At 66.0% G+C, this 11,674-nt stretch carries 13 protein-coding genes; 12 read left to right on the top strand and 1 reads right to left on the bottom strand.

The genetic code is table 11. The features are described 5' to 3' along the window. Positions 1-1,032, bottom strand: coding sequence for a quinone-dependent dihydroorotate dehydrogenase (locus JT720_RS04570; protein ID WP_205479661.1), 1,032 nt, complete (start codon positions 1,030-1,032; stop codon positions 1-3). A gap of 98 nt (positions 1,033-1,130) precedes the next feature. On the opposite strand from JT720_RS04570, the gene JT720_RS04565 reads away from it, so the two are divergent. The 12 genes from JT720_RS04565 (at position 1,131) to JT720_RS04510 (ending at position 11,671) form a co-directional block, all read left to right on the top strand. Next, positions 1,131-2,993 (top strand): DUF885 domain-containing protein, encoded by a 1,863-nt coding sequence (locus tag JT720_RS04565; RefSeq protein WP_205479659.1) that lies wholly within the window; start codon positions 1,131-1,133, stop codon positions 2,991-2,993. An 83-nt stretch (positions 2,994-3,076) separates the two neighbouring features. After that, the gene (locus JT720_RS04560) at positions 3,077-3,514 is read left to right on the top strand and encodes an RrF2 family transcriptional regulator (RefSeq protein WP_205479657.1); all 438 of its coding nucleotides are present in this window, start codon (positions 3,077-3,079) and stop codon (positions 3,512-3,514) included. Further along, positions 3,511-4,992 (top strand): Fe-S cluster assembly protein SufB, encoded by a 1,482-nt coding sequence (gene sufB, locus JT720_RS04555; RefSeq protein WP_205479655.1) that lies wholly within the window; start codon positions 3,511-3,513, stop codon positions 4,990-4,992. Before JT720_RS04560 ends, sufB begins: the two co-directional genes overlap by 4 nt. Continuing rightward, positions 4,992-5,345 carry a hypothetical protein gene (locus JT720_RS04550; RefSeq protein ID WP_205479653.1) on the top strand — a complete coding sequence of 118 codons (354 nt, stop codon included), beginning with the start codon at positions 4,992-4,994 and terminating at the stop codon, positions 5,343-5,345. The genes sufB and JT720_RS04550 overlap by 1 nt, the downstream gene beginning before the upstream one ends. After that, positions 5,329-6,072: a Fe-S cluster assembly ATPase SufC gene (gene sufC / locus JT720_RS04545; RefSeq protein WP_205479651.1), complete on the top strand. Its 744-nt coding sequence runs from the start codon at positions 5,329-5,331 to the stop codon at positions 6,070-6,072. The genes JT720_RS04550 and sufC overlap by 17 nt, the downstream gene beginning before the upstream one ends. 94 nt (positions 6,073-6,166) lie before the next feature. Beyond that, positions 6,167-6,916, top strand: coding sequence for a SufD family Fe-S cluster assembly protein (locus JT720_RS04540; RefSeq protein WP_205479649.1), 750 nt, complete (start codon positions 6,167-6,169; stop codon positions 6,914-6,916). Positions 6,917-6,954: 38 nt separating this feature from the next. Beyond that, positions 6,955-8,172 carry an aminotransferase class V-fold PLP-dependent enzyme gene (locus tag JT720_RS04535; protein ID WP_205480173.1) on the top strand — a complete coding sequence of 406 codons (1,218 nt, stop codon included), beginning with the start codon at positions 6,955-6,957 and terminating at the stop codon, positions 8,170-8,172. Then, positions 8,172-8,636, top strand: a complete 465-nt coding sequence (locus JT720_RS04530) for an SUF system Fe-S cluster assembly protein (protein ID WP_205480172.1) — start codon at positions 8,172-8,174, stop codon at positions 8,634-8,636. Before JT720_RS04535 ends, JT720_RS04530 begins: the two co-directional genes overlap by 1 nt. Next, the gene (locus JT720_RS04525) at positions 8,636-8,992 is read left to right on the top strand and encodes a HesB/IscA family protein (RefSeq protein ID WP_205479647.1); all 357 of its coding nucleotides are present in this window, start codon (positions 8,636-8,638) and stop codon (positions 8,990-8,992) included. Before JT720_RS04530 ends, JT720_RS04525 begins: the two co-directional genes overlap by 1 nt. A gap of 38 nt (positions 8,993-9,030) precedes the next feature. After that, positions 9,031-9,309, top strand: coding sequence for a hypothetical protein (locus JT720_RS04520; RefSeq protein WP_205479646.1), 279 nt, complete (start codon positions 9,031-9,033; stop codon positions 9,307-9,309). Positions 9,310-9,366: 57 nt separating this feature from the next. Next, complete coding sequence (gene thrS / locus JT720_RS04515) at positions 9,367-11,388, top strand: threonine--tRNA ligase (RefSeq protein ID WP_205479644.1); 2,022 nt, start codon at positions 9,367-9,369, stop codon at positions 11,386-11,388. Then, positions 11,369-11,671, top strand: a complete 303-nt coding sequence (locus JT720_RS04510; RefSeq protein ID WP_205479642.1) for a GCN5-related N-acetyltransferase — start codon at positions 11,369-11,371, stop codon at positions 11,669-11,671. The genes thrS and JT720_RS04510 overlap by 20 nt, the downstream gene beginning before the upstream one ends. Positions 11,672-11,674: the final 3 nt, after the last annotated feature.

Raw genomic sequence — 11,674 nt, 5'->3', positions numbered from 1 at the left:
CTACTCCGTCCCCACGGCCTCGGCAATGCTGCTGAAGCCGGCGCGTTCAAGCTCCACCGCCAGTCCCTCGGCGATCCGGCGTGCGATCCCCGGACCTTCATAGACCATGGCGCTGTACAGCTGCACCAGGCTCGCACCCGCCCGAATGCGCTGCCAGGCATCCTCGGCCGAAGCGATCCCCCCCGCGCCGACCAGCGGCAGCTGCCCGCCCGATGCCGCCCGGAACCGACGCAGCGCATCGAGGGCCAGGGGTTTGAGCGGAGCGCCCGAGAGCCCGCCCGCTTCACCGCCGTGGCTGGACCGGAGCGGCGGGCGCGAAATGGTCGTGTTGCTGACGATCAGCGCGTCGACGCCATGGTCCAGCGCCGCGCGCACGATCTGCCGAGGTTCCTCTTGCCCCAGGTCGGGCGCGACCTTCAGGAATACCGGAGGGCCGTCCGGTGAACGGGCGTCGCGCACGGCGGCAAGCAGCTCCCGCAGCGCTCCTTCGTCTTGGAGCTGACGCAAGCCCGGAGTGTTGGGCGAGCTGATGTTGATCGTGAGATAATCCGCGACCTCGCTCATCCGGCGCACCCCCTCCGCATAGTCGGCGACACGATCCGGCGAGTCCTTGTTGGCCCCGATATTCACCCCGAGGACGCCCGCGCGCCTGCGGCCACGGAGGCGCTGGAGTGCATCCTCCTGTCCCTGATTGTTGAATCCGAACCGGTTGATGACCGCCTGATCCTCCGGGAGCCGGAACAGTCGTGGACGAGGATTTCCGTGCTGCGGCCTGGGCGTGAGTGTTCCCACCTCCACGAATCCAAAGCCCAGCGCGAGCATCGCATCCGGCACTTCGGCGTCCTTGTCGAACCCCGCGGCCAGTCCGACGGGATTCGGAAACCGCAAGCCGGCGACCTCCACCGCCAGCGCGGTGGGCGACGATGGAGCTTTACGCTTCGGCATGGCCTTAAGCGACGCGATCGTCACTTGGTGCGCCTTTTCCGCGTCCAACCGCAAGATGAGGGGGCGAAGGAGGGGGTAGAGGGCCATGTGCTCCGGTCGTTGGTCGAATAGCGCGTCATGCCGGGCTTGATCCGGCAAACGCCTTCCCCTTGAAGGAAGCGGACGCTGTTTGAAAGGTCGCCCGCTTGAAGCATATCCTTCTCCTCGCCTCCACTGCTCTCCTCGCGGCCTGCGCGACGACACCTCCGGCGGCATCGTCGGCCACGGCGCCGATCGCTGAAGCGCCAGTGCCCTCTGCTGCTCAGCCGGCGCCCGCCAGGAATGCCGAACTCGCCGCCTTCTTCGACGAGTATGACAAGGCCGAACTCGCCCTGTCACCGCTGTCCAAGTCCTACCGCGGCATCAAGGACGCCGATTACGGCAAGTGGGACGAGTTCACGGATGCCGCCGCGGAGGAGAACCGCGCCCTCGATCAGCGCTACGCCGCAGAGCTTCAGCGACGCTTCCCACGTGAGAGCCTCAGCCCGGAAGACCAACTCAGCTACGACCTGTTCCTGTATCGCATCGCGCGGTCCGACTCGCTGTGGCCCTACCGGAAGAACGGCCTCGTCTTCGACCAGATGAACGGCGCGCAATCGGAAGGCCCCGCGTTCCTGATCAACATCCACAAGGTCGACAGCGTCTCGGATGCGGAGGCGTATGTGTCTCGAATCAGCGGCGTCGCGCGCTACCTCGACCAGGCAATTGCCGAAGCTCAGGACCGTGAGGCTCGAGGCGTGCTCGCGCCCAAGTGGGTCTACCCGTACGTTGTCGCCGACAGCCGCAACCTCATCAAGGGCGCTCCCTTCGACGGCGGGGCGGACAACGATCTCTGGGCCGATTTCAAGACCAAGGTCGGCAAGCTCAATGCCGACCAGGCGACCAAGGACCGCCTCCTCGCTGCGGGGCGCACCGCAATGGTTCGCGACCTCAAGCCAGCCTACCAGCGCGTCATCTCGGCCATGCAGGCACAGCAGGCGAAGGCCGGGCGTGACGACGGCATCTGGCGCTTCCCGAATGGCGCGCCCGAATATCAGGCGCGCCTCAGATATTATACGACGACCGACCTCACTCCCGACCAGATCCATCAGCTCGGGCTCGACCAGGTCGCACGAATCCATCGTGAGATGACCGCCATCAAGGATCAGGTCGGCTTCAAGGGAACGCTGCCCGAGTTTTTCGAGCACATGCGGACGTCGAAGCAATTCTATTATCCGAACACCGCGGCGGGTAAGCAGATGTACCTCGATGAAAGCGCAAAGGCGCAGGCGGCGGTCCAGGCTGCCCTGCCGCGTTTCTTCGGCCGGCTGCCCAAGACCCCGTTGCAGATCAAGCCGGTCGAGCCGTTCCGGGAGAAGAGCGCCGGTAAGGCCTTCTACAACGACCCGCCGCCCGATGGCTCGCGCCCGGGCATTTACTATGTGAACCTCTACGACATGAACGACATGCCCTCAACCGAGGTCGAGGCCTTGTTCTGCCACGAGGGCATTCCCGGCCACCACCTGCAGGGCGCCTTGTTGAGCGAGCTTGGCGAAGGCGAGGTGCCACCGTTTCGTCAGTTCAGCGGCTACACCGCCACCGACGAGGGCTGGGGTCTCTATGCGGAAAAGCTGTGCAAGGAGATGGGCCTCTACAACGACCCGTACCGCGACTTCGGCCGGCTGCAGCTGGAGCTGCACCGGGCCATTCGCCTCGTCGTGGACAGCGGCATCCATCACAAGCGCTGGACCCGTGAGCAGGCGATCAAGTACGTCGAGGACAATAGCGCCGACGCCAAGGGCGGCATTGTGAAGGCGATTGAGCGCTACGTCGTCTACCCGGGCCAGGCGACCGCCTATATGGTCGGCAAACTCAAGATCGAGGAACTGCGCGCCAAGGCGAAGGCTGAGCTCGGTACTCGCTACGACGACCGGCAGTTCCACGACACGGTGCTGCTGGCTGGGTCCATGCCGCTCGACCTGCTGGAAAAGCGGGTGAACGAATGGATCGCGTGGACCAAGGCGAGCTGATCGGCGCGGGACACACGTAGTTCCCGCACTTGATTTTTCAGGGCAATTGCACAAATCGGACTGTGAAAGTCTGATTTAAGCTCATGCGCCTGACCCACCTTGCCGACTATGCGGTCGTGATGATGACTGCCGCGGCCCGCCGTCCCGCGGGCGAGCGCCTGTCCGCGACTGTGCTCGCCTCTGAAACTGGCGTGCCGCTCCCGACTGCTCAGAAGCTGCTCGGCAAGCTCGCGGGCGCGGGCCTGTTTCGAAGTGTGCGCGGCGCAGGTGGAGGTTTCGTGATGGAACGTTCGCCGCGCGAAATCAGCCTCGCCGAAATGGTCGAGGCGGTGGAAGGCCCGATCGCGATGACCCAGTGCTGCGGTTCGGAAGAGGCGTCGGAGTGCGCTCTCGATGCGCATTGCCGGGTCAAGCCGCACATGAGCGTCGTGAGCAATGCCGTCCGCGGCGCGTTGGCGGCGGTGACCCTGGAAGACCTTTGCACGCCGGCGGTCACCGCCCGCGTTCTGGAACAAGCATGAATCAGGAAATCATCACCAAGAACCGCGAAGCGCACGAGGCCGCGGAGAAGCTCGCCACCTACGAGTGGGGCTTCACCAGCGACATCGAGTCCGAACGCGCGCCCAAGGGCCTCAATGAGGACACCGTGCGCTACATCAGCGCCAAGAAGGGCGAGCCCGAATGGCTGCTCGAGTGGCGGCTCAAGGCCTATCGCGCCTGGCTCGAGATGGAGGAGGTCGACTGGGCCAAGCTCGACATCCCGGCGATCGACTACCAGGACGCCTATTACTACGCCGAGCCCAAGAAGAAGCCGACCATCGCCTCGCTGGACGAGCTCGACCCGGAGATCCGCCGCACCTACGAAAAGCTCGGCATCCCGATCGAGGAGCAGAAGGTGCTCGCCGGCGTTGAGGGCGCGCGCAAGGTCGCGGTGGACGCGGTGTTCGACAGCGTCTCGGTCGCCACCACCTTCCGCGAGGAGCTGGAGAAGGCGGGCGTCATCTTCCGCTCCATTTCCGAAGCAGTGCGCGAATATCCGGACCTCGTCCGCCAGTACCTCGGCAGCGTGGTGCCGCAGCGCGACAACTATTTCGCCTGCCTCAACAGCGCGGTCTTCTCCGACGGCACCTTCGTCTACATCCCCGAAGGTGTCCGCTGCCCGATGGAGCTGTCGACCTATTTCCGCATCAATGCGGAGAACACCGGCCAGTTCGAGCGCACGCTGATCGTCGCCGACAAGGGCAGCTATGTCAGCTATCTCGAAGGCTGCACCGCGCCGATGCGCGACGAGAACCAGCTCCACGCCGCGGTGGTCGAGATTTTCGCGCACGAGGATGCGGAGGTGAAATACTCCACAGTCCAGAACTGGTATCCGGGCGATGCGGAAGGCCGCGGCGGCATCTTCAACTTCGTGACCAAGCGGGCGATGTGCTCGGGCGCGCGGAGCAAGGTCAGCTGGACGCAGGTCGAGACCGGCAGCGCGGTCACCTGGAAATACCCTAGCTGCATCCTCAAGGGCGAGGGCAGCGTCGGCGAATTCTACTCGGTCGCGCTGACCAACAACCGCCAGCAGGCCGACACCGGCACCAAGATGGTGCACATCGGCGCGAACACCCGCTCGACCATCGTCAGCAAGGGCATCAGCGCCGGCCGGTCCGACAATACCTATCGGGGGCTGGTGAAGGTACTCCCCGGAGCGGAGAACGTCCGCAACTTCACCCAGTGCGACAGCCTGCTGCTCGGCGACCAGTGCGGCGCGCACACGGTGCCCTACATCGAGGTCAGGAACCCGACCGCGACCATCGAGCATGAGGCGACCACGTCCAAGATCAGCGAGGACCAGCTCTTCTACGCCATGTCGCGGGGGTTGGACCAGGAAGCGGCGGTGGCCCTGATCGTCAACGGCTTCGCCCGCCAGGTGCTGAAGCAGCTCCCGATGGAGTTCGCGGTCGAGGCGCAGAAGCTGTTGGGGATTAGTTTAGAGGGGAGCGTGGGGTGATGCTGTTTGCTGCCATGCTGATCGCGTCGCAAGAACCATCATTTGTCAGCGATCCCAAGACGGCAAGTGCGCTGAGAGCGTATTCGCAGTGTTTGAGAATGCGGGCTATCGAGCTTGAGCCGTCTGGTGCATCACCGGACGATCTGTTCAAGGCAGCAAAGACTGCCTGCGCTGATGAATTCGTCAGTGCCAGCTACGCGCTTCAAGAGCGGTATGTTGAACGAGGGCGAGCTGAAGCCGCGCGTATGAGCGAGCGTTTCATTGCAGCCATCGAAGACCCGGCTCTGGAAGACGTCCGGCTGAAAGTTTTGGAACGCCGAGCGACAAAGAAGAACGATGCTGCAAATCACTGACCTCCACGCGACCGTCGCGGACAAGCCGATCCTGAACGGCCTCACCCTCACCGTTCCGGCGGGCGAGGTGCATGCGATCATGGGGCCGAACGGGGCGGGCAAGTCGACGCTCGCCTATGTGCTCGGCGGGCGGCCCGGCTATGAGGTGACGGACGGCTCCGTGACCTTCATGGGCGAGGACCTGCTGGCCCTCGAACCGCACGAACGCGCCGCGGCGGGCCTGTTCCTCGGGTTCCAGTATCCGGTGGAAATCCCCGGCGTCTCCTCCATGCAGTTCATCCGCGAGAGCCTGAACGCCCAGCGCCGCGCGCGCGGCGAGGCGGAACTCTCCGGCGCGGAGTTCATCCGCCTCGCCCGTGCCGAAGCGGCCGAGCTCGGCATGGACGTCGAGATGCTCAAGCGCCCCGTAAACGTCGGCTTCTCGGGCGGCGAGAAGAAGCGGATGGAGATGGTCCAGATGGGCATCATGCGCCCCCGCTTCGCCGTGCTCGACGAGACGGACAGCGGCCTCGACATCGACGCGCTGCGCATCGTCGGCGCCGGCATCAACCGCATCATGCGCGCGCCCGATCGCGGCGTGCTGCTGATCACCCACTACCAGCGCCTGCTCGACGTGGTGCAGCCGGACCGAGTGCATGTGCTCAGCGCCGGTCGCATCGTGCGCTCGGGCGGGCCCGAGCTTGCCCACGAGCTCGAGCGCGAGGGCTATGCGGAGGTGGCGGCGTGAGAGTGGCCCGACCCAGCGCTTGCGCTCACCCTGAGCCTGTCGAAGGGTGTGGTGCAACGCTTCGACAAGCTCAGCGTGAGCGCGGGAGGCGGATGTGACTGTTCCCTTCCCGACCCGCAAGGCGGAGGCTTACCGTTATTCCAACTTGGATGCCCTCAAGAGCGTCTGGGCCGACCTCGAAGCGCCAAAGCAGATCGTCGTTCCCGCCAGCGAAAAGCACTGGCACGTCCTGCTGCCGACCGAGGAACCGGTGCAAGTCCGCCGAGCCGAGATCGTGCTGGAGGCGGACGCCGAGCTGTCGATCTTCGCGCTTAATACCGCGTCCGACTACGGGCGCTACGAAATAGATGTCGAAGTGCGCAAAGGCGCCAACTTCACCTTCGATGCCGCCAACATCGGCGGAGGCAAGGCGACGCAGGAGATCGTCACCACGGTCCGCCACGTCGAGCCCAACGGCACCTCGCGGCAGACGGTGCGCAGCGTGCTCGGCGGCACAGCGACCGGCAGCTATCTCGGCAAGGTGGCGGTCGCGCGCCATGCGCAGAAGGTCGACGGCGAGCAGTCGGTCAAGGCCATGCTCCTCGACCGCGGCGCCACCGCGAACTGCAAGCCGGAGCTGGAGATCTACGCCGACGACGTGAAGTGCGCCCACGGCGCCAGCGTTGGCGAGCTCGATCCCAACCAGCTGTTCTATGCCCTGTCGCGCGGCCTGCCGCCGGCCGAAGCCAAGGCGCTGCTGCTGGAAGGCTTCGTGCTGGAGTTGTGGGACGATGTGCCGGATGAGGCGCAGCGTGAGGCGCTAGTCGAGGCCAGCCGTGCCGCACTGAGGAGTGTGGTGCGGTGAACAGGCCTGATCTCGTCACCCCGGCCTTGAGCCGGGGTCTGCCTGCCTTCCGAGAAGAAGGCGGTTCCCGGGTCGAGCCCGGGACGACGGACGCACTTGCGGTCCGCGACCAGTTCCCCGCCATCGCCGGCTGGCACTATCTCGATTCCGCCGTCTCCGCGCAGAAGCCGCAGGCGGTGATCGACGCCATCACCCGCGCCTATGCCCAGGACTATGCGTCCGTGCACCGCGGCGTGTACCAGCGCTCGGCGGACATGACGCTCGCCTACGAAGCCGCCCGCGCCCGCGCGGCGAACCTCATCGGCGGCGCGGCCGACGAGGTCATCTTCACCCGCGGGGCGACGGAAGCCATCAATCTGGTTGCGCAAGTGCTCCGCAAGGAGGACCGCTCCCGCGTCCTCCTCTCCGCACTGGAGCACCACAGCAACATCGTGCCGTGGCAGCTCGCCGGCTACGACATCGATGTGGTCCCGCTGACCGCCGATGGCCGGATCGACTTGGATGCAGCGGAGCGGATGATCTCCGACCAGCACCGGGTCGTCGCCTTCGCCCACGTCTCCAACGTGCTCGGCTCGATCCTCGACGGCAACCGCGCCGCCGAGATCGCGCACTCCAAGGGCGCGCTGCTGCTGCTCGACGGCTGTCAGTCCGCCCCGCGCCTGGCGGTGGACGTCGCGGCGATCGGCGCCGACTTCTACGCCTACTCCGGGCACAAGCTGTACGGCCCAACCGGCATCGGCGTTCTGTGGGGCCGCAAGGACCTGCTCGAGTCCATGCCGCCTTGGGCCGGCGGCGGTGCGATGATCGACCGGGTCACGTTCGAGCGCACGACCTTCATGCCCCCGCCGCAGCGGTTCGAGGCTGGCACCCCGCACATCGTCGGCGGGATCGGGCTCGCGGCGGCGATCGACTGGGTCGAGGCGATCGGCGTCAAGCGGCTGCACGCGCACGAGGCTGCGCTTGTGGCGGAATGCCGGGAACGGCTGCGGGGGCTCGGCTTCGTCCGGCTGTTCGGGCCGGAGGAGAGCGCGGGTATCGTCAGCTTCGAGGTAGACGGGGTTCATCCGCACGACGTGGGCACCATATTGGACGACGCGGGCGTGGCGATCCGCGCCGGGCATCATTGCGCGCAGCCGCTAATGGACCTGCTCGGCGTGCCCGCGACCTGCCGGGCGAGCTTCGCGGCGCACTCCGACAGTTCGGACATCGATGCGCTGGTGGACGGCCTCAGCCAAGTGAAGCGGATATTCGGATGATGGGTGAGGAACGCAAGATCGAGATCGAGGAAGTGACGGAGGTCACTCCGCCGCCGCGCGCCCGCGTCGAGAGCGCGGGCGAGACATTCGAGCGCAAGCGCGACTATCTCGCGGGCTTCCTCGCGGAGAAGCCTGTCGATGCACCGGTGCACGGTCCCGGCGGCGACGTGCAAGCGGCGATCGTGGAGGCGCTTAAGACCATCTACGACCCGGAGATCCCGGTCGACATCTACGAGCTGGGCCTCATCTACGACGTGACGGTCAGCCAGGACGGCGACGCCGTGGTCACCATGACGCTGACCACGCCGCACTGCCCCGTGGCCGAGTCGATGCCGGGTGAGGTCGAACTGCGCGTGCTGTCCGTGCCCGGAGTGCGCGATGCGGAGGTGAAGCTCGTCTGGGACCCCCCGTGGGATCCGAGCAAGATGAGCGACGAGGCCCGGCTCGAATTGGGGATGCTTTGATGACCGAAGTAAAAACCCGCACCCGACCGGCCGCCATCACGCTAACCGCGTCCGCCGAGCAGCGGATCGCCGACCTAATGGCCAAGGCTCCCGAAGGAGCGATTGGAGTGAAGCTTTCCACGCCGCGCCGCGGCTGCTCCGGGCTCGCCTACTCGGTGGACTACGTCACCGAAGAAAGCCGCTTCGACGAGAAGATCGAAACTCCTGGCGGCACCTTCTACGTCGATGGCGCGTCCGTGCTCTACCTGATCGGCTCCGTCATGGACTGGCGCGAGGACGACTTTACCGCCGGCTTCGTGTTCGAGAACCCGAACGCCAAGGGCAGCTGCGGCTGCGGGGAGAGTTTCACCGTCTGAGCGTGAATGTGATAACCTTCGGTTCTCGGAGGTGAGTCATGCGATTGTTGCTGCTTCCCGTCCTGGCTGCGGCGCTGGGCGCCCCAAGTGCTCCACCGACCGCGAAACCTGTCGCCGACATGCCCAGCTGGAACCCTTATCAGGAGCAGGCCGGCTGTCCGGAGACGCCGATGTCGCTGGCCCGCAAGCAAGGGGAGAATCCGCGCGCACGGAACCTGACGGACTTGCCCGACGCGATGATGTTCGCAGCTGTTGACCGGCGCATCGACCGCTGCCCGGCCCCACTGGTCCTCAGCCGGCAACCGCGCGGGCGCTGAACTGCCCGCGACAAAGGGGTCCACAAGGGAGGATGCAGTCGCTACATGCGCCTCCCTATGTCCAAGATGTTCAGGATTTCGCTTCCCGATGGCTCCGTGCGGGAGATGCCGGAAGGCTCGACGCCGGCCGATGTGGCTGCCGCGATCGGGCCTGGCCTGGCCAAGGCGGCCCTGGCCGCGCGCGTCAACGGCGAGGTGCGCGATATCACTCGGCCCTTCGAGGAGGATGCCGAGCTCGCGCTGATCACCGCCCGCGACGAGAAGGACGCGTTGGAACTCGTCCGGCACGACTATGCGCACGTGCTGGCCGAGGCGGTGCAGAACCTGTTCCCAGGCACGCAGATCACCTTTGGTCCGGCGACGGACGATGGCTTCTACTATGACTTCGCGCCGGCGCCCGGCCGGGGAGCCTTCACCGAGGAGGACCTGCCCGCCATCGAAGAAGAGATGCGCCGGGTCATCGCCCGCGACGAGCCGCTCATCCGGGAAGTCTGGCAGCGCGCGGACGTACGCGACTTCTTCCAGCGCACCGGTGAGACCTTCAAGGCCGAATGGGTGATGGAGCTGCCGGAGGGCGAACCCATCACCATGTATCGCTCTGGGCAGGGCGAGGGCAAATGGATGGACCTGTGCCGGGGACCGCACCTGGCCTCCACGGGCAAGCTCGACCCGCAGGCGTTCAAGCTGACGCGCGTGTCGGGCGCCTACTGGCGGGGCGACCCTAAGAACCCGATGCTGAGTCGCATCTACGGCACCGCCTGGCTCAATCGGAAGCAGCTCGACGAACACCTCAAGCGGCTGGAGGAAGCGGCCAAGCGCGACCACCGCAAGCTGGGGCAGGAGATGGACCTCTTTCACCTCCAAGCCGAGGCGCACGGCTCCATCTTCTGGCACCCGAACGGCTACCTCATCTGGCGCGAGCTGGAGGCGTACATGCGCCGCGCGATCGACGCCGCCGGCTACCAGGAGGTGAAGACCCCGCAGATCATGGACGCTCGCCAGTGGGAGCAGAGCGGCCACTGGGGCAAGTATCGCGAAAACATGTTCGTCATCCCGGACGAGGTGCCGAACACGGAGGACGAGGGGCCGGTCATCACCGGCGATGCCGACTGGATGGCGCTCAAGCCGATGAACTGCCCGGCCCACGTGCTGATCTTCCGCCAGGGCATCAAAAGCTACCGCGACCTGCCGCTGCGCCTGTACGAGAACGGCTGCTGCCATCGTAACGAGCCGCACGGCGCGCTGCACGGCCTGATGCGCGTGCGTCAGTTCACGCAGGACGACGCCCACATCTTCTGCCGCGAGGACCAGATCGTCGACGAGGTGAAGGCCTTTTGCTCGCTGGCTGACCGCATCTACAAGGACTTCGGTTTCAGCTACTCCATCAAGCTGGCGCTGCGGCCCGAGAAGCGCTTCGGCTCGGACGCGGATTGGGACAAGGCCGAGAACGAGTTGCGCGATGCCGTGAAGGCAGCGGGGCTGGCAACGCCGGAGTACGGGTGGGAGGAGCTTCCCGGCGAGGGCGCCTTCTACGCGCCAAAGCTCGAGTGGCACCTCACCGACGCAATCGGCCGCACGTGGCAGGTCGGCACCATCCAGTCCGACCGCGTGCTGCCCGAGCGGCTGGATGCCTCCTATGTGGGCGAGGACGGCGGCAAGCACCGGCCCGTCATGCTCCACCGGGCCATCTTCGGCTCCTACGAGCGGTTCATCGGCATCCTGATCGAGCATTATGCAGGCAGGTTTCCGCTGTGGCTCGCGCCCGTGCAGGCGGTGGTCGCCACCATCGTTTCGGATGCGGACGGCTATGCCGAGGAGGTCGTGCGCAAGCTCAAGGCGGCTGGCATTCGCGCCGAGACGGACCTCAGGAACGAGAAGATCAACTACAAGGTGCGCGAGCACAGTCTGGCCAAGGTTCCGCTGCTGCTGGTTGTCGGCAAGCGCGAGGCGGAGGAGGGTACGGTTGCGCTCCGTCGTCTCGGATCGGAGGAGCGGCAGCTGGTGATGAGCCTAGACGAGGCGCTCAGGATGATCGCGACCGAAGCGGTCGCGCCGGATCTTGCCGGACAGCAGGGCTGAGCTCGAGCAGCGCTGGCTGCACCTTACACGCGTCGCGCTGCCGGCAGTAGCGGCGGAGCGAGGCTGGCCGCTCAAGGACGATCACTGCTTCCAGCGCGTGCTGCTCGACGGCGCGTGCGAGGGCTGCTGGTACGACCACGTGTCGGGACGTCCGGCATATCGCCATGCGCCGGAGCAGCTCCTGGCGCGGGCGGTCGAGCTTGGGCAGCAGCTGTTGGCCGGAAAGCTAGACCTTCGCGTCAGCAATCGGCAGTCGCTGGCATGGCGCGGCCGCCTGCGTTGAGCG

The sequence above is a fragment of the Sphingomonas arenae genome (assembly GCF_016924655.1).
In the GTDB taxonomy this organism is placed as follows: domain Bacteria; phylum Pseudomonadota; class Alphaproteobacteria; order Sphingomonadales; family Sphingomonadaceae; genus Sphingomicrobium; species Sphingomicrobium arenae.
Note: the sequence above shows the minus strand (reverse complement) of the source record. Positions and strands in the feature narration are given on the sequence as shown.

What these genes read in the sequence shown, in the direction of transcription:
- JT720_RS04550 (WP_205479653.1), top strand. Translation starts at nt 4,992, where the DNA reads ATGCTGTTTGCTGCCATGCTGATCGCGTCGCAAGAACCATCATTTGTC.
- JT720_RS04520 (WP_205479646.1), top strand. Translation starts at nt 9,031, where the DNA reads ATGCGATTGTTGCTGCTTCCCGTCCTGGCTGCGGCGCTGGGCGCCCCA.
- JT720_RS04560 (WP_205479657.1), top strand. Translation starts at nt 3,077, where the DNA reads ATGCGCCTGACCCACCTTGCCGACTATGCGGTCGTGATGATGACTGCC.
- JT720_RS04570 (WP_205479661.1), bottom strand. Translation starts at nt 1,032, where the DNA reads ATGGCCCTCTACCCCCTCCTTCGCCCCCTCATCTTGCGGTTGGACGCG.
- sufB (WP_205479655.1), top strand. Translation starts at nt 3,511, where the DNA reads ATGAATCAGGAAATCATCACCAAGAACCGCGAAGCGCACGAGGCCGCG.
- JT720_RS04530 (WP_205480172.1), top strand. Translation starts at nt 8,172, where the DNA reads ATGGGTGAGGAACGCAAGATCGAGATCGAGGAAGTGACGGAGGTCACT.
- JT720_RS04525 (WP_205479647.1), top strand. Translation starts at nt 8,636, where the DNA reads ATGACCGAAGTAAAAACCCGCACCCGACCGGCCGCCATCACGCTAACC.
- sufC (WP_205479651.1), top strand. Translation starts at nt 5,329, where the DNA reads ATGCTGCAAATCACTGACCTCCACGCGACCGTCGCGGACAAGCCGATC.
- thrS (WP_205479644.1), top strand. Translation starts at nt 9,367, where the DNA reads ATGTCCAAGATGTTCAGGATTTCGCTTCCCGATGGCTCCGTGCGGGAG.